Origin of the sequence: Microbispora corallina (genome assembly GCF_016863035.1) — a bacterium.
Taxonomy (GTDB): Bacteria; Actinomycetota; Actinomycetes; order Streptosporangiales; family Streptosporangiaceae; genus Microbispora; species Microbispora corallina.
Map to the genome: position 1 here is coordinate 1 of NZ_BOOC01000058.1, position 20982 is coordinate 20982.

The window sequence follows — 20982 nt, forward strand, 5'->3', positions numbered from 1 at the left end:
CGGAGACGGCGACGGGGACGGGGACGGCGACGGGGACGGCGACGGGGACGGCGACGGGGAGGGCGACGGGGACGGGGACGGGGAGGGCGACGGGCTGGACTGGAACTGCGTGAAGAACTTCCAGACCTCTCCCGACGTCCAGGTCCTGGCGCCGCTGGTGGAGGTGGACCCGTCGTTGGGAGACGGGGTGTGGTCGCCGTCGAACGCGGCCCACACGACCGGGTACCCGGCCCGGCAACCCGAGTACGTGGTGGTGATGTGCGTGAGGCTGCCCTGTGTGGGCTCCCGCGGGGTCATCGGGGTGCAGCCGTTGTTCGAGACGAACCTGTCACGCAGCGACCGGCCGTTGGAGATGTTGAGCACCGAGTCGTGGATGCCGTGGATGCCCATGTACGCGACGGGCTGAGTGCCGCCGTTGCACCCGCTGAGGTTCGCGCCGGAGTAGACCGCGACCGCACGGAAGACCGTCGGCCGGGCGCACGCGACCGCGAAGCTCATCGAGCCGCCGTAGCTCCACCCCATGGCGAAGCGCTGCGTCGTGTCGACACAGAGATCGTTCTCGACAAGCCTCAGCATGTCGTCGGTGAAGGTCAGGTCCTCACCGTTGCTGTTGCCCCAGCCGTTGTTGATGCCCTGGGGCGCGATGAAGATCGTGCTGTTGTTCGACAGCTGCTTGAGCCCGTAATAGGCCCAGACGGATCCGTCCGATCCGCCCGAGTCGACGATCTGGGCGGTGCCGTTCAGCCAGTGGTACGCGATGATCAACCGGTAGGGGTGGCTGTTGTCGTAGTTGTCGGGAATCCTCAGGATCCAGGTGCGATTCTTGCCGCTGGTCGTAATCGTCTGCGAACCGCTTCTCAGCGTCGGAGCCTTACCGCATCCGGAGGTCGCCGCCGCGACGGCGGCGGTCGTGGACGACGTGGTCGCGCCGAGGCTGTCGCTTAAGGCCATGCGTCCCGTGGCCAGGACGAGAAGCACGGCGGCCCCGATGGCGGTGAAAATGGACCTCTGTTTCAACGTCACGCAACTCCCTTTTGTCGTTCGAATAATCGACATGCGTCGATGGGAAAGCGATTCATGTCCCTCAGCTGGTGGGAGCGTCCGTTGTCGGCTTGGGCGCGTGCCGGTCGGGCGGCGTCTCCCCAGACGGATTCGAAGCGCCAGGTGAGCCCACCATCAGTCACCCCGGGCAGTACGGCGGCCGCGCGTGCGCGACCCCCTTTTCCCGCCGCGGAAGAGCAGGGCGAAGACGTCCGCCGGCGTCGGCAGGCCGCGTGCGCGTTCTCTCAACGGCGGTGCTGATGGAGAATGTGGCCGGCCCTCGGAATGCGTCGTGCGATTCCGCTGAATATCAGATGAGGGCGGCCTGCTGCGCGCTCTGCCGATCCAACTGTCCCGCCTGTCGCTAAGCCGACGAAATGTTAACGTTAACAAAATCGGAGGCTCCCCGGTGCTCCTCTCTTCCGGGCGACTGGAGGTGGTGGTGCAGCGGAGCAAATATTAAGTCAGGGGATGTGTCAAGCACGCGCCTTCTCGTCGCGGATCTCTCACCGGAAACCGCCTGTGCATTCGGTTTCTGACCAGGAAAGAAGTCGCGGACGCCGTCGGCGTGGCGGTGAAAATTTCATCGACGACGCCATGGCGCGTCGGGGCGACTAGACAGTCCGTTTCATCGCCCGCGCGCAGCCGAAAGGGCGCGATCAGCCGGCCCGGGCCGCCCGATGCCGGCCCGGGCCGCCCTCCGCCGGCCCGGGCGGTGCGGCGTCGGGGTCGTGGGGTGCGATCAAACGGCGAGGACTACGCCGACGAAGGTCCGTTCCTGCGGTGACGCCACGAGTTCGACCATGGTGCCGGCGCGGAGTTCCTCGCCGAGGACGTTCGTGATCGCATCGGTGAGGGCGGCGCCGAGCCTCGCCGTGATGTGGGCGGCGTCGGGGCGGTCGAAGACGCCGGCGCGGACGCCCAGTGTCACCGAGACGTTCGTGTCCACGATCTCGCCGCCCTGGGCGAAGCGGCCCGCGGGGACTCCGGCCAGGCGGATGCTCACGAGGCCGCGGGCCCATTCGCCGTAGACGTCGACGATCGCCTCGGTCAGGGCGGTGACGAGGTCGGGTTCGTTGCCGGCCAGCCTGTTTTCTGGCAGGTGGACGGTCAGGTGTGGCACAGTGAGACCTTCTTCCCTTTGACTATAAAGCCTTTAGGTTCAAAGGTATACGGGGGATATCGCGATGTCCACGGAAATGGACGGCCCGGCCGTCGACGAGGCCGTCAGGACGCTGTTGCTGCTCATGCCACGGCTTGTCGGCCGCGCAAAGCGCCTGCCCATCCCCCGGGCGCTTCAGAGCCTGGAGTTGGCGCCGCGCCATCTCGCGCTCCTGGCGCACCTGGAGTACGACGGCCCCGCCAGCGTCAACGAGCTCGCCGCCCGGCTGGAGCTCGCGCCGACGACGGTCAGTCTCATGGTCAGCGAGCTGTCGCGCCCGGGCGTCCTGCGACGCACCGCCGATCCCGCGGACCGCCGCCGCCGCATCATCGCCATCGCCCCCGCCTACGCCACACCGATCAGCGATTGGCTGTCCGGCAGTGCCGTGGCGTGGGAGCGCGTCATGCGAGACCTCAGGCCCGCCGAACGCGCCACGGTCATCACCGCCCTGCGCGCCTACGAGGCCGCCCTCGACCTGGTGAGCCAGGACCTGCGCGACCCTCGGTGACGAGCGGGAGGGGCGGGCCGGCCCCGGCGACGCGGCTCTCCGAGCGGCGTCCGAGACCGCATCGCGCCCTGTCAGTCGAGCCGGTCCCCGTCGATCGATGTCAGGCGGTCGGCCGCATCGGGATCTGCTTCGCCGATGCGGTCCAGCAGGCGGCGCAGGAGCGTGTGGAGGGTCTCGAATTCCTCGGGGCTGGTCAGTTCGGCCCATCGCTTCTCGATGAGGTCGCCCGCACCGGCCGCCAGTGGTCGTACCGCCGCTCCCCGTTCGGTGAGCACGATCAGCCGGGACCGGCCGTCCCGGGGGTTCGGGCGGCGTTCCAGATAACCGGCCTGCTCCAACTGGTGGACCGACTGCGCCATGGTCTGTTTGCGTACGCCGGCGCGGATGGCCAGATCGCGGATCTGGATTCCCTCGGGTGGGACGAACGGGAACACCTTGGCGTCCCCGGACCGGATGTCACCGTAGCCCGCCTCCGCGAGGGCCGTCTCGATGCCGACGGCGTATTCGCGGTGGAGCAGGCGCAGCAGGAGGGAGAGCCGCGATCGCCTCCGGGAGGGGTCGGGCGTCGCATCGACAGTCACCTGTCCAGTATGTCATCGGCGTGGGAGATCGCGTGGTGCCCGTTGAGGTGTTCGCCCGCATCTCTTCTCGCCTCCACTTCCTGGAAGCGGTCGTCCTCACACCTGGGCGGCGAACGGGGCGCCCGCGCAGGGGATACGTTCAGAGCTGTTCGAGCCGCCGGGACAGGAACCGTCGCTCAGGGGTCGACGTGGCCAGCTCCAGCGCCCTCCGGTACGCCTCCCGCGCCTGGTCGTGGCGGCCGAGACGTCGCAACAACTCACCCCGGGTGGAGTGGAGATACACGTAACCGTCCAGGTCGAGGCGATCGACGGCGCGCAGCGCGGCGGCGGGGTCGCCGGCCTGGGCGACCGCCACGGCGTGGTTGAGCTCCACCACCGGCGAGCCGGTCAGGTCGACCAGCCGGCGGTACAGCCGGGCGACCTGCGGCCAGTCGATCCGCCGGCGCGTCTGCAGCGAGGCGATCGCGGCCTGGACGACGTAGGGACCGCGCCCGCCCAGCTCGATCGCCCGGTCGAGCATCGCGCGTCCCTCCGCGATCTGGTGCGGGTCCCAGAGCGAACGGTCCTGATCGTCGAGCAGGACGAGATCCTCGCCGGAGAAGCGGGCCCGCCGCCGGGCATGGTGGATCACCATCAGCGCCAGCAGCCCGTGCACCTCCGGCTGGTCAGGCATCAGCGAGGCGAGCACCCGCCCAAGGCGGATGGCTTCGGCGCCGAGGTCGACCCTTCCGCTGTAGCCCTCGTTGTAGATCAGGTAGATGACGGCCAGCACCGCGTCGAGGCGTTCCGGGATCAGCTGCGGGCCGGGCACCGCGAACGGGATCCCGGTCGCCTTGATCTTGGTTTTGGCGCGGGTCAGGCGGCGCTTCATGGTCTCCTCCGAGACCAGGAACGCCCGTGCGATGTCGGCGGTCTCCAGGCCGCCCAGGGCCCGCAGCGTGAGCGCCACCTGACCGTCGAGGGGCAGGGCGGGGTGACAGCAGGTGAAGATCAGCTCAAGCCGATCGTCCTTGATCACTGTGTCGTCGACCTCATCGCCGGCAGCTTCGGGCGCCGGTAACAGCTGGATCTTCTGGGTCAGGGTGCGGTCCCGGCGGATCCGGTCGATCGCCCGGTTGCGGGCGGTCGTCACCAGCCACGCACCCGGGTTGTCCGGCATGCCCGACACCGGCCAGCGCTCCGCCGCGATCGTGAATGCCTCCTGCGCGGCGTCCTCAGCCCTGTCGAAGTCGCCGAGGAAGCCGACCAGCGATGCCAGCACCCGGGCCCACTCGTCGCGGAAGACGTCGTCGAGCATGGTCAGCGCCGAACCACTGGCCTGATCTCCACGGCGCCGCCGAGCCGGGCGGCCGGGATGCGCGCCGCCAGCTCGATCGCCTCGTCGAGGTCGGCGGCGTCGAGCAGGCAGAAGCCGCCGAGCACTTCCTTGGTGTCGGCGAACGGACCGTCGGTCATCAGCGTCCGGCCACCCACCACCCGCACGCTGGTCGCCGTTTCCGCTGGCTGCAACTGCGCGACGCTCTCGTACCGCGCGTCGTCGCCCAACGCCGCGTACTCGGCCTGAACGGCGGCGCGTTCCGCATCCGGCAGCGCCTCGTCGTCGCCGGGCCGGGTGTAGATCATCAGGGCGTACTGCATGGCAACCTCCACAGTCGGCGGGCTCGCATCCTCGCGACGAACGAGCACCGGCGTAGGGGACAGTACGGCTTCGCGAATTTCCTGCGGACGCCGCCTCGGCCGATCGGAACGTGAGCAGATTGACAGGTACCTGTCTAGTTTCTACGGTAATCAGGCACCTGTCTAGTGCGAGGAGAGCATGCCATGCCCACCGCAAGCGTTCTGGATTCGACGATCTTCTACCGGGAGGTCGGCACGGGGCCGGCCCCGATCGTCTTCCTGCACGGCAACCCCACGTCGTCGTATCTGTGGCGACACATCCTGCCCACCGTCGGCGAGTCCGGCCGGTGCCTGGCCCCCGACCTGATCGGCATGGGCGACTCGGGCAAGCCCGACATCGCCTACACCTTCGACGACCACGCGCGATACCTCGACGCGTGGTGCGACGTCCTCGGGCTCGACCGGGTGGTGCTGGTCGGTCATGACTGGGGCGGTGCCCTCGCCATGGACTGGGCCGCCCGCCACCCCGGACGGGTGCGCGGCATCGCGTTCACCGAGACGATCGTGAAGCCGATGTCCTGGGAGGAGTTCCCCGCCGCCGCCCGGCCGCTCTTCGAGTCGATGCGGACGCCCGGAGTGGGCGAGGCGATGGTGCTGGATCGCAACGCGTTCATCGAGCAGGCGTTGCCGCGCACCACGGCCCGCGGGCTGAGCGAGGAGGACCTCGCGATCTACGGCCGGCCGTACCCGACCAGGCGGAGCAGGCTGCCGTTGCTGCAGTGGCCGCGGTCGATGCCGCTGGACGGGGAGCCCGCCGACGTCGTCGCCAGAGTCGGCGCGTACGACGAGTGGCTGGCGGACAGCGCCGACGTACCCAAGCTCCTGCTCGCGTTCGAGCCCGGCCCGAGCGCGATGATGGGCCCGGAGATCGTCGACTGGTGCGCGGCCCACGTGTCCGGCCTGGAGATCCACACACACGGACCCGCCGGTCACCACACCCCCGAGGACCAGCCCGAGGCCATCGCCGCATCGCTCGTCGCCTGGCTGGACAAGCACGACCTGCTGTCACGCGGTGAGGGCTGAAACGATGCGAGCGATCCGGCAATACGCGTTCGGCGGCCCCGAGGAGCTCCGCCTGGAGGAGGTGCCCGACCCTCACCCCGGTGACGACCAGGTGCGGATCCGGGTCGAGTCGGCCGGTGTCCATCTGCTGGACACCATGATCCGTCAAGGGCGAGGGGGCCCGCGGGTCGCGCCCCGCCTGCCCATGACACCGGGCCGAGAGGTCGCCGGGGTCGTCGACGAGGTCGGCGCCGATGTCGACGCCGACCTCGTCGGCCGGCGTGTCGTCGTCGATCTCGGCCTGGCGGGCGGCGGGTACGCCGAGCTCGCGACGGCACCCGCGGCGGCCCTCCACGCCATCCCGGACGACCTCGACGCCGACTCCGCCGTGGCCATGGTCGGCACCGGCCGCACCACCATGGCGATCCTCGAACTCGCGAGGCCGACCGCCGGCGATGTCGTGCTGATCACCGCCGCCGCCGGGGGGATCGGGACCCTGCTGGTCCAGGCGTCGCGAACCGCCGGCGCCACGGTCGTCGGCGTCGCGGGCGGCCCCGCCAAGGTGGCGCTCGTCGAGCGGCTCGGCGCCGACCACGCCGTCGACTACAGCCGATCCGACTGGCCCGCCGCCGTACGCGAGGTGTCGGCGGGCAGGCCGGTGACGCTGGCCCTCGACGGGGTCGGCGGCCGGATCGGGCGAAGCGCGCTGGAACTGCTCGGCGTGGCCGGACGCCTCGTGATGTTCGGTTCGTCCTCCGGGTCGCTGACCGAACTGTCGGCCGATGACCTGTTCGGCCGGGGCATCAGCGCCGCCTCCGCCATCGGCGCCCGGCTCCTTCAGCGCCCAGGCGGTACCCGGGTGTTGGAACGCGACGCCCTGGAAGCGGCGCGCGTCAAGAAGCTCGTCCCCGTGATAGGGCAGCGCTTCGCCCTGGCGGCCGCCGCCGACGCGCACGCCGCCCTGCAATCGCGCGCGACCACGGGAAAGACGGTCCTGCGACCGTGACCTCGCCTCACCCTCATCGAGGAGGAACCATCGTGATCCGCCGCACCGCCCGCACGGTCGCCGCCGTGGGCCTGCTCACCGGCCTGCTGATCGGCTTCCCGGCCACCGCCGACGCGTCCGCACCCGCCGCGCGCTGCCGGGACCTCACCGTTTCCGTCTCACTCGCCCACGGCCAACCGGCTCGCGACCGGATCTGGGGCCGGCTGTGCACGCCCGCCCACCGGCCGGCCGCCACGGTACAGGTGCTGATACCGGGTCTGAACTACAGCCACGTGTACTGGGACTTCCCCTACCAGCCCGGTCGCTACTCCTACGTCCGCCGGGCGAACGAGGCCGGCTACGCGACGTTCGACCTCGACCGCATCGGCATCGGACGCAGTTCGCACCCCGCCGGCGACGAGGTGACCCTGGAGTCCAACGCGTACACGATCCACCAGGTGGTCGCCGCACTGCGCGGCGGGGCGATCGCCGGGCGGGGCTTCGGCACCGTGGTGCTCGTCGGCCACTCCTACGGCTCGGAGATCGCCAAGCTCGAGTCCGCGACGTACCGGGACGCGGACGCGCTGGTGCTGACCGGCAGCGCGCACACCATCTCGGCCACGGCCCAGCAGGGCCTGGCGCAGCTCGGCCAGCCCGTCGACCAGGTGCCACGGCTGGCCGCGGAGGTGCCGGCCGGCGACGACGGCTACGTGACCGTGCAGGACGCGCAGCGTCCCGCGTTCATGTACAACGTGACCGACGCCGACCCCCGGGTCATCGCACTCGACATCGCGACGAAGGAGACCAACACCCTCGGCGAGCTCAGGACGATCGGCGACGCCAACGCGCCGGACGTGACCGCGCAGATCACCGCCCCCATCCTCATCGCGGACGGAGCCGACGACAGGCTCGCCTGCGCACCGGACGCCACCGACTGCACCTCGGCCGCGACCCTCGCAGCAGCCGAACGCCCCTTCTACCCGCGTTCCCGGGTGGACGCCCTCGTCATCCCCCGCGCCGGCCACGCGATCAACCTGCACCGCAACGCCGACCTGGCCTATCGCGGCGTCATCGCCTGGACCCGACACGCCCTCGGCGCCCGGACGGCGTCCGAACAGAGCTCTCGTCTCGGCGCCCTCAATCAGGGTCGTGGACGCCGCGACGAGTGACCCACGTCACGTCCGCGGGCCGTCCCGACGTGCCGGGCTCGTTCGTCGACGCTCTGTAACAGCCACCGCTTCGGGCCCCGGCCCGGCGGTGAGGCGGTCCCGATGAGGTGACGACCGCCGTCCACACCTTCTCAATCCGGAGAAGAGGAGACCGATGAACGACCTTCAGGCCATCGCCGACCGCATCGAGATCGAGGCGCTACGCGGCGAGTTCAGCGACGCGGCGATGATGGGCGACCACGACCGCCTCGCGTCGCTGTTCACCCACGACGCCCTGTACCGGATCCCCGACGCCGGCGTCGAACAAGTCGGCCGTGAGGCGATCCGCGCCGGCACCGGGCAGCTGGCGGAGGCGTGGGAGTTCTTCGTGCAGACCACGCACCCGGGCGCGATCCGGATCGACGGCGACACCGCGTCCGGCCGCGCCTACGTCTGCGAGCTCGGGCGTCTGCGCGACGGCGGCTCGATCTTCAACTACGCCCTGTTCCACGACCGGTACCGGCGCACCCCGGACGGCTGGAAGTTCGCCGAGCGCGTCTTCGAAGTCAGGTATTTCGACACCAGTCCGCTCGCGGGCTCACCCGACGTGGCCTGGGCGCCCGCCGGCCCGCCGGCCGGGGACGGATCCTAGGCGCGTATCCGGCGTCGCCATGTCCGGCACCTGCGCCCCCCTTCCGTACGGGAGGGGGAGCGCGGCAGGCCGGACCGAGTACCCACGATCCCTTGGGGCTGCGATCCGCAGCCACCCTCACCACATGGGACCGGGGCGATTGCGCTCCGGTGTCCGCCCCACCACGACAAGCCTGGGAAGCACCATGACCACATCGATTCCGGCAACGCAGTTCACCGACCCGGCGCCCGCGGAGCGCCTGAAGAGAGCGGCCGCCGCGCTGACGGCGAACCGTTTCGCCGTCGAAATCCTCGACGACGCCGCCGCCGCACGTATCCGCGTCAAGGACCTGATCCCCGCGGGCGCCGCCGTCCTGACCGCGTCCAGCGAGACCCTCCGCCTGTCCGGCATCGACGAGGACATCAACGCCAGTGGGCGGTACCAGGCCCTCAGGCCACGCCTGCTGGCGATGGACCGTGTCACCGAGGCCGACGACATCCGCCGGCTGCTCGCGAGCCCTGACGTCGTCGTGGGCAGCGTCGCCGCGGTCACAGAAACGGGCTCGCTCGTCGTCCCCTCGGCCAGCGGGAGCCAACTGCCCGCCTACTCCGGCGGAGCCGCCCACGCGATCTGGATCATCGGCGCGCAGAAGGTGGTGCCCGACCTGAGCGCCGCCCTTCGGCGCGTGGAGGAGCACGCCCTCCCGCTGGAGAACGTCCGCGCCCAGGAGGCCTATGGGCAGCCCAGCGCCGTCAACCGCCTTCTCGTCCTCAACGCGGAACCCCATCCCGGGCGCGGCACCGTCCTGCTGCTCCGCGAGGCCATCGGATTCTGAAGCACCCAGGTACACCACCCGCCACTGTCCTGTAGGTGGGACTACGCGGTGGTACCCATAGCAACGGTCACAGGGCCGCGGTGCCGGCGGACGGCCACGCCCGCGGCCCTGTGCCATGAGCGCCCGGTCATGGTCGGCGGCCCGAGGCCCGGCATGTCGCCTGACATTTCGCGGGGTTGCCTCGTCGGATTGCTGAGAACCGTTCACCACGGGCAAGGCTCGCAAGGGAGACCCTCACCATGTCCACGTCCGGACAGCACGCGCCTCACAAGGTCGTCGTCATCGGCGGCGGTTACGCCGGCACGCTCGCGGCCAACCGTCTGCGGACGCGCGCCGACATCGACATCGCTCTGGTCAATCCCCGCCCTGACTTCGTCGACCGCGTCCGGCTGCACCAGTTCGTGGCCGGCACCGGCGAGGCCACCGTGGACTACGGCACTCTGCTGGGCGCGGGAATCCGACTGGTCGTCGACAGCGCCACGCGCATCGACGCCGCCGCCCGCACCGTGCGGCTGGCGTCGGGCCGCGCCCTGGACTACGACTACGTCGTCTACGCGGTCGGCAGCACCGGCACGGCGCCGTCATCGGTGCCCGGCGCGGCCGACTTCGCGTTCCACGTCGCCGAACTCGAGTCCGCGCAGCGGCTGCGCGCCAGGCTGGACGAGTTGCCTCCCGATGCTCCGGTCACCGTGGTCGGCGCCGGGTTGACCGGCATCGAGACGGCGGCCGAACTGGCCGAGCGGGGACGCAGGGTCGTAGGCGGCCGCATCAGCGCGGCGTACAAGGAGCTGACCTGCAGGCTCGGGGTGTGGAAGATCCGCCGCGAGGCCCGCAGGCCGGGCTCTCTGTTCTGGCCCAAGGGCGGCCCGCGTCCCGAGCAGCCGGCCTCCGCCGCGCGGGCCCTCACCGGGTCTGCGGGGTGATCGTCGTTTCGATCAGTGACAACTCAAGATTCCGTACGGAATGAAAGGAATGGATAGCGATGGCTATGCGGCGTGAAGTTGAGGAATCCGAGATCCGGCAGCACATCGACAGGATCGTCAAAGGCATCCAGGACAAGGATCTCGAGGGCCTGAAGCAGCTCTACGCGACGGACGTCGTGTCCTTCGACGTCGAGCCGCCCCTGGCGCATGTGGGGACAGCGGCGAAAATGAAGAACTGGGAGAGGGTGTTCACGACCTTCGAGGACGTGACCTACGAGGTCCGCGACCTGAGGCTTACCGTGGGCGACGATGTGGCCTTCGGGCACTTCTTCGGCCGGCTCAGCGGCACGCTGAAGAACGGGACGGCGACGAACGGCATGTGGGTCCGGGGCACTCTTTGTCTCCGGAAGATCGACGGCAATTGGTTGATCGCGCACGACCAGGTTTCCGTGCCGCTCGACATCGCGACCGGCAAAGGAATGACCGACCTCCAACCCTGACCGGTCGCAGGGTTTCGCAGGCCGGCGGCTCCCCGTGGCATCCGACGGATCCCACGGGGAGGACGGACCACTGCTGCCAGCGTGTGACTCCTGGTGGTCTCAGAATCCGATGGCCTGGCGGAGCAGCAGGACGGTGCCGCGCCCGGGGGAGTATTCCGCGTTGAGGATGAGAATGCGGTTGACGGCGCTCGGCCGTCCATGGAGCGCCAGAGTCCGGGCCGTCTCCAACGGGAGGCAGTGCTCTTCGACGCGGCGCAGTGCGGTGCCCAGGTCGGGTACCACCTTCTGCGCCCCGACGACCCAGATCGCGCGGGCGGCGCCGCCCGAGTAGCTGGGTAGCTGGCTTCCGCTGCCCGAGGCGGCCACGAGGGAGCCGGTTTCCGTGACCGCGTGGACGCTTCCCACGACGACGTCGGGGATGGCCACCGCCCGCCGGATCTCGTCCGACTGGGTGGCGCGGTCCATGGCCAGGATGCGTGGCTTGACGGCCTGGTACCGCCCGCCGGCGTTGATGTCGTCGTCGATGCCGGACAGGCGGAGGGTCTCGCTGGCCCCGGTGAGGACACCCGCGCCCTCGGGGATCAGCTCCTTGACGCGGGTGCGCGCGGCGGCCACGTCGTCGAGGATTTCGACGGTGAAACCGTGTGCCCTCAGCGCGGCGGCCGCCCGCTCCAGGCGCTGCGCGGACGCCGGGGCGACGAACGACGTCGTCGGTATCGAGGTGGTCATGATGTCTCCTGGCCTGCTCGTTGATGTGGCTCAAGGCGCAGGTGGCACGGTGACGGTGGCTTCGGCTCTCGGCCCGAAGCTCCTTCCGTCCCGGAGGTGTCCCTGGCCGGCTGCGTCTCAGCAGTAAGACAACGCAGCCCCCCGGAATGTCAGGTGGCGCGCGGACCTCACATTCCGGCGCGCTGTCTTGTCTAACTGGTGAGGGCACGAGCGAACGAGGGAGCCGGCGACACCATGACCGACCGATCCGGGCCAGGAGATCACCGGACCGATCCGCACGTGAGCGCGATCGTGAGCGAATGGCGTCAACTGGCCAATCTCACGTACCGGTTGCTGGGCTCTCTCGCCGAGGCTGAGGATGCCGTCCAGGAGACCTACGCCCGCTGGTACGCCATGTCCGCGCAGCAGCAGGACGCCATCGCGTCCCCCCGTGCCTGGCGGGCCACGGTCGCGGGCCGCATCTGCCTGAACGTGCTCGGCGCGGCGCGGTCGCGGCGCGAGACCTACGTGGGCGAATGGATCCCCGAGCCGCTGCCGGAACGGATGGAGTGGATCACCGAGCGGCCGGGCGGCATCGCGGTCGACCCGGCCGACCGGGTCACCCTCGACGAGTCGATCAGCATGGCCTTCCTGGTCGTGCTCGACTCGATGACCCCGGCCGAGCGCGTCGCGCTCATCCTGCACGACGTCTTCCGGTACTCCTTCGCCGAGGTGGCCGAGATCGTCGGCCGCACCCCGGCGGCCTGCCGTCAGCTGGCGTCCTCGGCCCGTCGCCGCATCCGTACCGCGCAGGGGCCCGCGACCCCGGCACCCCGCCGGGCCGCCGTCGTCAGCGACTTCAAGCAGGCATGGGAGGCGAAGGACATCGACGCCCTGATCGGCCTGCTCGACCCCGACGCCACGGCGATCGCCGACAGCGGTGGCCTCGCCATGGCCTTCATGAGCCCCATCGAAGGCGGCCGGCAGATCGCACGCGCCTGGATCGAGCTCGCCAGCCGGGCCTCAGCCGGTACGACGATCCTGGAACGCACGGTCAACGGCCAGCCCGGGCTGGTGGCGCAGCAGGACGGGGTGACCGTGACGGTGTTCGCGTTCGACGTCGCGGGCGACCGCATCAGGCACATATGGGTAGTACGCAACCCGGAGAAACTTCGTCGCTGGACGACAGGCTGACGCGCTGAAACTTCGCGAAATATCGGGGAGTATCACGCCGCTGGACCGGGGCCGGAAACGACAAAGCCCCGAGTTGATGACCTACATCTTCTCGGGGCCTTTCTGGTGTCCGAGGGGGGACTTGAACCCCCATGCCCATCACTGGGCACTAGCACCTCAAGCTAGCGCGTCTGCCTATTCCGCCACCCGGACGTGGTGCCCTACGCGGGATCGTCATCCCGCGTCGGCTGATACAGGTTAGCACTGTCCCCGCCGTGCTTCATACCGGGATTCCGCCCGTCCGCTCCGTCCCGGACGGGAACCCGCGCGCGCCCCGGGGGGCAACCTGTGAGGAAATGGAGCATGCGAATCCGGCTCGCCGGCCGGCCGTACGAAGGAGGCGCAATGATCCCGGTGAACGGGGAGGACGAGGTCGTCGAGCTGTGCCGCGACCTGATCCGGATCGACTCGACGAACGCGGGGGACAACAGCGGCCCCGGAGAACGGCAGGCGGCCGAGTACGTGGCGGGCAGGCTCGCCGACGTCGGCCTGGAGCCGCGCATCCTCGAGTCCGACAGTGGGCGGGCCAGTGTGATCGCCCGTATCGAGGGGACCGACCGGACACGGGACGGCCTCCTGCTGCACGGGCACCTCGACGTGGTGCCGTTCGACGCGGCCGACTGGCGGCACCACCCGCTCAGCGGCGAGATCGCCGACGGCTGCGTCTGGGGGCGCGGCGCCGTGGACATGAAGGACATGGACGCGATGATCCTCGCGGTCGTGCGGCAGCGGCTGAGCGCGGGGCGGCGGCCGTCGCGTGACGTCGTGCTCGCCTTCACCGCCGACGAGGAGGCGGGCGGCCACTACGGGGCCCAGTGGCTGGTACGGAACCACGCCGATCTGTTCGAGGGCTGCACCGAGGCGATCGGCGAGGTCGGCGGGTTCAGCGTGACGATGGGCGACAAGGGCCGGGTGTACCTCATCGAGGCCGCAGAGAAGGGCATCGCCTGGATGCGGCTGACCGCGAAGGGCCGGGCCGGCCACGGCTCGATGCTGAACGACGAGAACGCGGTGACCGCGCTCGCGGAGGCCGTCGGCCGCCTGGGCCGGTACCGCTGGCCGGTCCGGCTCACGCCCACGGTCCAGGCGTTCTTCGAGGAGGTCTTCGAGGTCGAGGTGAAGGCCGAGGACGCCGAGGAGGCGGTGGCCGCGCTCGGCCCGCTCGCCCGCATGATCGGCGCCACGCTGCGCAACACCGTCAACCCCACGATGCTCCAGGCGGGGTACAAGGCCAACGTCATCCCCCAGGTCGCCACCGCCCACGTGGACGGCCGGTTCCTCCCCGGCTACGAGGACGAGTTCTTCCAGACGGTCGACGAGCTGCTCGGGCCGGACGTCGCCCGCGAGTTCGTCTACCACGACGTGGCCGTGGAGACCTCGTTCAAGGGCCCGCTGGTCAAGGCGATGGCCGACGCCCTGCAGGAGGAGGACCCGGGGGCCCGGGCCGTGCCGTACACGCTGAGCGGCGGCACCGACCTCAAGGCGTTCAGCACGCTGGGCATCCGCGGATACGGCTTCGCGCCCCTCCGGCTGCCCGAAGACTTGGACTTCTCCGGGATGTTCCATGGCATCGACGAGCGGGTTCCGGTGGATTCGCTCCAGTTTGGCGTACGGGTGCTTGACCGATTCCTCGATTACTGCTGAGAAAAGCGTTGCGATCACGTGGAGTGCCGCTACAGTAACTCTCCGTTGAGGGTTGGATCCGCACCGGGCGGACCCAGCGGACTCGGGAGGTCGCGTGACGCGCACGCCGGAAGGGCAGGGGGCGGTTCCGCCCTCTGCTGATCCGTGCGCGCCCGTCACTCCTCCCGGGTCCGGCGGGATCAGCCGGATGGCGCGGTTCGCGGCCGGCTCCCGTCTGGGGCGCCTGCTGGTCATCGGCGGGCTGATCGCCCTCGGATGGCTGTTCGGCGCGGTCTTCGGCCTCTTCGGCGCGGCGTCGTCCGCGGCCGGGGCGGCTCCCTCACACTCTGTCGCCGGGTCGGCTCTCCCTGACCGATTCCCCGCGGCGGGCTCCGCCGGGTCGCTCGCGTCGAGCGCCGGCTCCGCCGCCAGGGGGAGGTCCGACGGTTTCCCCACGGCGATCGACCCGACCTCGGCGAACGCCGAGGCCATGGCCGGGCGCACGGTCGACGGGCTCACCAGCCAGTCGAAGCCCGTGCTCCCGCCACCGTCCACCGTGGACCACGCCCCGGGCGACCGCGGGCTCGTTCCGCAGACGAACGGTGGATCCCCTCTGTTCGGGGACGTCGCGCGGCCGGTAGTCGAGCCGCGCTTCACGAAGCTGCCCGCCCCGCTGGCGGCGGTGGTTCCCCCGGTCGTGCGCACAGCGGCGGACGACCCTTCTTTCTCTCCCGACTGACCTCGCCCCTGGCGCCGGTCCCCTGTGCGGCCGACCGGTGCGCGAGCCTGCCCTGCGCCGTGGTGCCCGGGCTGGCGGGCTCTCCCTCGCGAGTGACGCGGAGTCTCTCACCCTCGTGACCGTCCACAGCCCCGCTGTGCCCCTGGCATGGACGCCTGTCGCGAGCTGTCAGGCAAATCCCCCTAAGAATCACTAGGAGTAACCATTATGCGAACGTGGGCGAAGGGCTCGGCTCCCGCGGCGTTCCTCGCCGCCGGTGTCATGACCCTTGGCAGCGGTACGGCTTTCGCCGACACCACGGGCGACGGCTCGATCGGCGGCGGCAACCAGGTCAACCTGCCGATCACCCTTCCGATCGACATCAGCGGCAACGCCGTCGCCGTGGCCGGCGACGCGCGGGCCGCCTCCCGCGGCGGTGCGGCCGCGGTCCAGGGTGGCAACGGCGGCGCGGGGCAGAACCGCACCTCCGGGTACGGCAGCATCCTCGGCGGCAACCAGATCGTCGCCCCGATCACCGCCCCGATCGACGCCTGCGGCAACGCCGTCGCCGTCCTCGGTCGCTCCCGCGCGGGCTGCAAGGGCGGCGCGGCCGTCCGCGGCGCCGGGCGGCGCGGCGGCGGCGCGGGCCACAACGTCACCAGCGGCGCCCACAGCGTCCTGGGCGGCAACCAGGTGGTGGCCCCGATCACGGCGCCCGTCAACCTGTGCGGCAACGCGATCGCGATCTTCGGCGACGCCGCCGCCGGGTGCCACGGCGGCGCCTACGTCAAGAGCGCCCGGGTGGTCCGCTCCGGCGGCAACCGCACCTCGGGCCGTTCCTCGATCCTGGGCGGCAACCAGGTCGTGGCGCCGATCACGGCTCCGATCAACGTCTGCGGCAACTCGGTCGCGGTCCTCGGCGACGCCTTCTCCGGCTGCCACGGAGGCTCCTCCGTCGGCGGCGGGCACCGGGGCCACGGCGGCCACTGGGGCCACGGCGGCGGCCACTGGACGCACCCCGGCTCGTCCGGGCACGACACCGACGGCCGCTACTCCGCCGGCGGCGGCACCCAGGTGATCGCGCCGGTCACCCCGCCCGTCCACGTGTGCGGCAACGGCAACGGCGGCTGCGAGGGCGGCTGGAAGGGCGGGCACGGCGGCCACTGGGGTCATGGCGGCCACTGGGGCCACGGCGGCCACTGGGGCGGCGGGTCCGGCCACAACGTGACCGACGGCCGGCACAGCGTGCTCGGCGGCAACCAGGTGGTGGCCCCGATCACCCTCCCGATCAACATCTGCGGCAACGCGGTGGCCGTCGCGGGCAAGGCGTTCGCGGGCTGCAAGGGCGGCGCCGCCGTGCACGGCGGCTGGGGCCGCGGCTGGGGGGCGGGCGGCAACGTCACCTCGGGGCGTTCCTCGATCCTGGGCGGCAACCAGGTCGTGGCGCCGATCACGGCACCGATCAACGTCTGCGGCAACGCGGTGGCCGTCCTCGGCCGGTCCCGCGCGGGCTGCGCGGGCGGCGCGTCGGTCCTCGGCGGCGTCGGCGGAGGCGGCAACGTCACCTCCGGCCGGTACGGCATCCTCGCGGGCAACCAGGTCGTGGCCCCGATCACGGCCCCGATCAACGTCTGCGGCAACGCGGTCGCGGTCCTGGGCGACGCGGCCGCGGGGTGCCTCGGCGGCGCCCGCGTCGGCGGTCGCGACGGGCACCACAGGTGGTACTGGCGTCAGGAGACCAAGGCCGTCTCGCGCGGCTCGATGATGCCGGCGATGCCCGCCGCGCCGATGCTGTCCGGCCTCAAGGAGGCGAGCGGCGTCCCGCAGCAGATGAGCGCCGCCGCGACGCCGTCCGCCCCGGTGGTCGGCGACCTGCCGAACATGCTGGGCCTGCCCGAGACGCCGAAGGTCCCCGCCCTGCCGGGCGGCTCCTCCCGCACCTCGAACGTCCCGGCCCTGTCCGACGTGACGGGCTCGCTCGACGGGACCACCCGCACCCTGCCCTCCACCCGTACGGTGAACGACGCGACCCGCTCGCTGCCGGTCGGCGGCGCCCTCAAGGACGCCGGGCGCGGCCTGCCGACCGGTGACCTGCGGGACACCGCCGGCATCCTGCCGCTGGACAACCTCGGCCTGATGAGCGCGGAGCAGCCGAACGGGCTCACCGGGATGAACTCCGGTTCGTTCGCCGCCCTGGTCCTCGGCGCCATGTTCGCCGCCTCGGCGAGCCTGTTCGCCGTCACCCGCCGCTTCCGCCCCGGGCGGAAGTAAGGGATATCTCTCGCTCGCGCCAGGCGACGCGGCGGCACCGGGCCGCCTCATGGTGGCGGCGGCGATCCAGCCGCCGGCCACCGGGTGATCCGGCCGCCGGCCCGGCGCGGCGACACTGAACGCTCCCTCCCAGCCAGTGGAGGGTGGCACGGATGCTTTGCCCGCTCCGGGGGCGCGGCCCGGGGCGGGCAAAGCGCTGTCTTCAGACCAAGCCGTAAAAGAGAAGGTCACGGGCGCCGTACGGCCCCGGGACGAGCACGATCGGCAGGAGGCACGGATCACATGGTGCGCGAGGCGCGGATGACCTTGCGGCGCAACCGGATGCGCCTGCTGCCGTCGGGATACAGCCGCAGTCTCTGGAGCTCCCAATCTCCGTGTTCCGCATGCTCGGTGAGCATCTGGCGGGCCACTTCGCGCGAGGTGCCGCGCGGCAGATACAGGTCCAAGTAGGAGTAGTCGAGCACAGCCATTAGTCTCCGGGGCGTGCTAGGGAACCGGATGGGCTCTATTCTGCGTCCTCGTGGATAACAGGTCCAGGCGAGTTACATTCCCGGACATAACCGGGTAGCCCGAGAGGGAAGAACTCGCCGCGGCAGGTACCGTCGAAACGGCCCCTCGGGGCCACCCGATGGACCGGGCGGAGCGGGCGTAGGCGCGCGGCGCCGAGCCGGAAGGACGAGGGACCACAGAGCCTGGGGAGCACGGAACCCGGGACACGGGGAACGACAGCGGACAGCGAGGTAGGAAGCAGCGTGCCAGCCAACAACGGCAACGCCGGCGGAACCCGCCTGGTGATCGTCGAGTCGCCTGCCAAGGCGAAGACGATCGCCGGGTACCTCGGGCGCGGCTACATCGTGGAGTCGAGCATCGGCCACATCCGTGACCTTCCGGAGAAGGCCGAGGACATCCCGGAGAAGTACAAAAGCGAGGCCTGGGCCCGCCTCGGGGTGAACGTCGACCACGAGTTCGAGCCGCTCTACGTCGTCAACCCGGACAAGAAGTCCCAGGTGTCGAAGCTCAAGCAGCTTCTCAAGGAGGCGGACGAGCTCTATCTCGCCACCGACGAGGACCGCGAGGGCGAGGCCATCGCGTGGCACCTGCGCGAGGTGCTCAAGCCGAAGATCCCGGTGCACCGCATGGTGTTCCACGAGATCACCCCGCACGCCATCCGGGACGCGGTCTCCAACCCGCGCGACCTCAACCTGCGCCTGGTGGACGCCCAGGAGACGCGGCGCATCCTCGACCGCCTGTACGGCTACGAGGTCAGCCCGGTCCTGTGGAAGAAGGTCAAGCCCCGGCTGTCGGCCGGTCGCGTCCAGTCGGTCGCGACCCGCCTCGTGGTGGAGCGCGAGCGGGAGCGCCTGGCGTTCACCGCGGCCAACTACTGGGATCTGCAGGCCCTGTTCGACACCGGCCGCGACGCCGACGACCCCCGCACGTTCACCGCCACGCTGACCGGGGTGGACGGCAGGAGGGTGGCCCAGGGCCGCGACTTCGCCTCGACGGGGCGGCTCAAGGGGTCCGACGTCCTCCACCTGGACGAGGCCGCGGCGGGCGCCCTCGCCGCCCGGCTCGACGGGGCGTCGTACGCCGTCAGGTCCGTCGAGCGCCGGCCGTACACGCGCAAGCCGTACGCGCCGTTCCGGACGACGACCCTGCAGCAGGAGGCGAGCCGCAAGCTCGGCTTCTCCGCGAAGTACACGATGCAGGTCGCCCAGCGCCTGTACGAGAACGGCTTCATCACCTACATGCGCACCGACAGCATCACGCTGTCGGAGACCGCCGTCGCCGCCGCCCGCGGCCAGGCGATCAAGCTGTACGGCTCGGCGTACGTGCCGGACAAGCCGCGCGTCTACACCAGCAAGGTGAAGAACGCCCAGGAGGCGCACGAGGCGATCCGGCCGTCGGGCGAGGAGTTCCGCACGCCGGGCGAGACGGGCCTGTCGGGCGACATGTTCCGCCTGTACGAGCTGATCTGGCAGCGCACGGTCGCCTCGCAGATGAAGGACGCCGTCGGCGAGTCGGTCTCGGTGAAGGTCGAGGGCGCCTCCAGCGCCGGCGAGCGCGCCGAGTTCACCGCCACCGGCCGAACGATCACCTTCTACGGCTTCCTCAAGGCGTACGTCGAGGGCGCCGACGACCCCTCGACCGACCGGGACGACTCCGAGAAGCGCCTGCCGGCCCTGAGCGAGGGCGACCGGCTCACGGCGGCGGAGCTGACCGCGCTCGGCCACTCGACCAAGCCGCCGGCGAGGTACACCGAGGCGTCGCTGGTCAAGGAGCTGGAGGACCGGGAGATCGGCCGCCCGTCGACGTACGCGTCGATCATCGGAACGATCCTCGACCGGGGGTACGTGTTCAAGAAGGGCACGGCCCTGGTGCCGTCGTTCCTCGCGTTCGCCGTGGTCAACCTGCTGGAGCAGCACTTCGGCAACCTGGTCGACTACGACTTCACGGCCGACATGGAGAAAGTCCTCGACGACATCGCCAACGACCGGGCCGAGCGGGTCCCCGAGCTGCGCCGGTTCTACTACGGTGACGACGGCGACGAGGGCCTCAAGGAGATGGTCACCGACCTCGGCGAGATCGACGCCAGGGAGATCAGCTCCTTCCCGATCAAGGGCACCGACATCGTCATCCGGGTCGGCCGCTACGGCCCGTACCTCGACCGCGACGGCGCCCGGGTCAACGTCCCGGAGGACATGGCCCCGGACGAGCTGACCGCGGAGAAGGCCGAGGAGCTGTTCTCGCGCCCGAGCGGCGACCGCGAGTTGGGCGTCGACCCGGCGACCGGCCGCACGATCGTGGCCAAGGACGGCAGGTTCGGCCCGTACGTCACCGAGATCCTGCCCGAGGAGCCGGCGCCGGCCGACGGGAAGCGGCGGACGAAGAAGGCCGACGCGGTCAAGCCGCGCACGAGCTCGCTGTTCAAGACCATGACGCTCGACACGGTCACGCTGGACCAGGCGCTGAAGCTGCTGCAGCTCCCGCGGGTGGTCGGCGCGATCGACGGCGAGGAGGTCACCGCGCAGAACGGCCGCTTCGGGCCGTACATCAAGAAGGGGACCGACTCGCGCTCGCTGGCGTCCGAGGACGACCTGCTCACGGTCACGATCGAGCAGGCCAAGGAGCTGTTCGCGCAGCCGAAGACCCGCGGCCGCGGCCGGGCCGCCGCCGCGCCTCCGCTGCGCGAGCTGGGGGAGGACCCCAACTCGAAGAAGCCGGTGGTGGTCAAGGAGGGCCGCTTCGGACCGTACGTCACCGACGGCGAGACCAACGCCTCGTTGCGCAAGGGCGACACGGTCGAGGACATCACCCTTGAGCGGGCGGCCGAGCTGCTGGTCGAGCGCCGGGAGCGGGCCCCGGCCCCCAAGCGCACCACGACCCGGGCCAAGGCCCCCGCGAGGAAGCCCGCCGCCAAGTCCTGACGGGCGTC

General features: G+C 70.8%; 20 protein-coding genes and 1 tRNA gene. 13 read left to right on the forward strand and 8 right to left on the reverse strand.

Going from position 1 to position 20982, the window contains the following annotated elements; all coding sequences use genetic code 11:
* Both Mco01_RS36440 and Mco01_RS36445 read right to left on the reverse strand, forming a co-directional pair.
* Window positions 1-951, reverse strand: a 951-nt coding sequence (locus Mco01_RS36440; protein WP_239104191.1) for a CE1 family esterase, incomplete at its 3' end; no start/stop codon positions are given.
* Between the two features lie 832 nt (window positions 952-1783).
* Window positions 1784-2164: a tautomerase family protein gene (locus Mco01_RS36445; protein ID WP_204061377.1), complete on the reverse strand. Its 381-nt coding sequence runs from the start codon at window positions 2162-2164 to the stop codon at window positions 1784-1786.
* A gap of 64 nt (window positions 2165-2228) precedes the next feature.
* On the opposite strand from Mco01_RS36445, the gene Mco01_RS36450 reads away from it, so the two are divergent.
* Window positions 2229-2711 carry a MarR family winged helix-turn-helix transcriptional regulator gene (locus Mco01_RS36450; protein ID WP_204061378.1) on the forward strand — a complete coding sequence of 161 codons (483 nt, stop codon included), beginning with the start codon at window positions 2229-2231 and terminating at the stop codon, window positions 2709-2711.
* Window positions 2712-2782: 71 nt separating this feature from the next.
* Here the strand turns inward: Mco01_RS36450 and Mco01_RS36455 are convergent, their stop codons facing one another.
* The 3 genes from Mco01_RS36455 to Mco01_RS36465 form a co-directional block, all read right to left on the reverse strand.
* Window positions 2783-3292 carry a MarR family transcriptional regulator gene (locus tag Mco01_RS36455; protein ID WP_204061379.1) on the reverse strand — a complete coding sequence of 170 codons (510 nt, stop codon included), beginning with the start codon at window positions 3290-3292 and terminating at the stop codon, window positions 2783-2785.
* A gap of 139 nt (window positions 3293-3431) precedes the next feature.
* Complete coding sequence (locus Mco01_RS36460) at window positions 3432-4589, reverse strand: RNA polymerase sigma factor (RefSeq protein ID WP_204061380.1); 1158 nt, start codon at window positions 4587-4589, stop codon at window positions 3432-3434.
* Window positions 4590-4591: 2 nt separating this feature from the next.
* A complete protein-coding gene (locus tag Mco01_RS36465; protein WP_239104192.1) occupies window positions 4592-4930 on the reverse strand; it encodes a YciI family protein in 339 nt (112 codons plus the stop codon).
* 183 nt (window positions 4931-5113) lie between these two features.
* On the opposite strand from Mco01_RS36465, the gene Mco01_RS36470 reads away from it, so the two are divergent.
* The 7 genes from Mco01_RS36470 (at window position 5114) to Mco01_RS36500 (ending at window position 10993) form a co-directional block, all read left to right on the forward strand.
* Entirely contained in the window at window positions 5114-5992 is an 879-nt protein-coding gene (locus Mco01_RS36470) for a haloalkane dehalogenase (protein WP_204061381.1), read from the forward strand.
* A gap of 4 nt (window positions 5993-5996) precedes the next feature.
* Window positions 5997-6977 (forward strand): zinc-binding dehydrogenase, encoded by a 981-nt coding sequence (locus Mco01_RS36475; protein ID WP_204061382.1) that lies wholly within the window; start codon window positions 5997-5999, stop codon window positions 6975-6977.
* A gap of 32 nt (window positions 6978-7009) precedes the next feature.
* On the forward strand, window positions 7010-8125 hold the full coding sequence (locus Mco01_RS36480) for an alpha/beta hydrolase (protein WP_204061383.1): 1116 nt from the start codon (window positions 7010-7012) through the stop codon (window positions 8123-8125).
* Window positions 8126-8279: 154 nt separating this feature from the next.
* On the forward strand, window positions 8280-8756 hold the full coding sequence (locus tag Mco01_RS36485) for a nuclear transport factor 2 family protein (RefSeq protein ID WP_204061384.1): 477 nt from the start codon (window positions 8280-8282) through the stop codon (window positions 8754-8756).
* 184 nt (window positions 8757-8940) lie between these two features.
* Window positions 8941-9570, forward strand: coding sequence for an LUD domain-containing protein (locus Mco01_RS36490; protein ID WP_204061385.1), 630 nt, complete (start codon window positions 8941-8943; stop codon window positions 9568-9570).
* A 239-nt stretch (window positions 9571-9809) separates the two neighbouring features.
* Window positions 9810-10493, forward strand: coding sequence for an NAD(P)/FAD-dependent oxidoreductase (locus Mco01_RS36495; RefSeq protein WP_204061386.1), 684 nt, complete (start codon window positions 9810-9812; stop codon window positions 10491-10493).
* Window positions 10494-10552: 59 nt separating this feature from the next.
* Window positions 10553-10993 carry a YybH family protein gene (locus Mco01_RS36500; RefSeq protein WP_204061387.1) on the forward strand — a complete coding sequence of 147 codons (441 nt, stop codon included), beginning with the start codon at window positions 10553-10555 and terminating at the stop codon, window positions 10991-10993.
* 99 nt (window positions 10994-11092) lie between these two features.
* On the opposite strand, the gene Mco01_RS36505 is transcribed toward Mco01_RS36500, so the two are convergent.
* Window positions 11093-11722 carry an LUD domain-containing protein gene (locus tag Mco01_RS36505; RefSeq protein WP_204061388.1) on the reverse strand — a complete coding sequence of 210 codons (630 nt, stop codon included), beginning with the start codon at window positions 11720-11722 and terminating at the stop codon, window positions 11093-11095.
* 234 nt (window positions 11723-11956) lie between these two features.
* Between Mco01_RS36505 and sigJ the strand changes: the two genes are divergently transcribed.
* Window positions 11957-12895, forward strand: a complete 939-nt coding sequence (gene sigJ, locus Mco01_RS36510; RefSeq protein ID WP_204061389.1) for an RNA polymerase sigma factor SigJ — start codon at window positions 11957-11959, stop codon at window positions 12893-12895.
* Between the two features lie 103 nt (window positions 12896-12998).
* On the opposite strand, the gene Mco01_RS36515 is transcribed toward sigJ, so the two are convergent.
* A tRNA-Leu gene (locus Mco01_RS36515) sits at window positions 12999-13087 on the reverse strand.
* Between the two features lie 192 nt (window positions 13088-13279).
* On the opposite strand from Mco01_RS36515, the gene Mco01_RS36520 reads away from it, so the two are divergent.
* From Mco01_RS36520 to Mco01_RS39530, 3 genes are all read left to right on the forward strand, one after another.
* Complete coding sequence (locus Mco01_RS36520) at window positions 13280-14578, forward strand: M20/M25/M40 family metallo-hydrolase (protein WP_204061390.1); 1299 nt, start codon at window positions 13280-13282, stop codon at window positions 14576-14578.
* 187 nt (window positions 14579-14765) lie between these two features.
* Complete coding sequence (locus tag Mco01_RS36525; RefSeq protein WP_204061391.1) at window positions 14766-15296, forward strand: hypothetical protein; 531 nt, start codon at window positions 14766-14768, stop codon at window positions 15294-15296.
* 207 nt (window positions 15297-15503) lie between these two features.
* Window positions 15504-17546: a chaplin family protein gene (locus tag Mco01_RS39530; protein ID WP_239104193.1), complete on the forward strand. Its 2043-nt coding sequence runs from the start codon at window positions 15504-15506 to the stop codon at window positions 17544-17546.
* Window positions 17547-17824: 278 nt separating this feature from the next.
* Here the strand turns inward: Mco01_RS39530 and Mco01_RS36550 are convergent, their stop codons facing one another.
* On the reverse strand, window positions 17825-18010 hold the full coding sequence (locus Mco01_RS36550; RefSeq protein ID WP_036326137.1) for a DUF5703 family protein: 186 nt from the start codon (window positions 18008-18010) through the stop codon (window positions 17825-17827).
* Window positions 18011-18298: 288 nt separating this feature from the next.
* Between Mco01_RS36550 and topA the strand changes: the two genes are divergently transcribed.
* On the forward strand, window positions 18299-20974 hold the full coding sequence (topA, locus tag Mco01_RS36555) for a type I DNA topoisomerase (protein ID WP_204061392.1): 2676 nt from the start codon (window positions 18299-18301) through the stop codon (window positions 20972-20974).
* Window positions 20975-20982 lie beyond the last annotated feature (8 nt).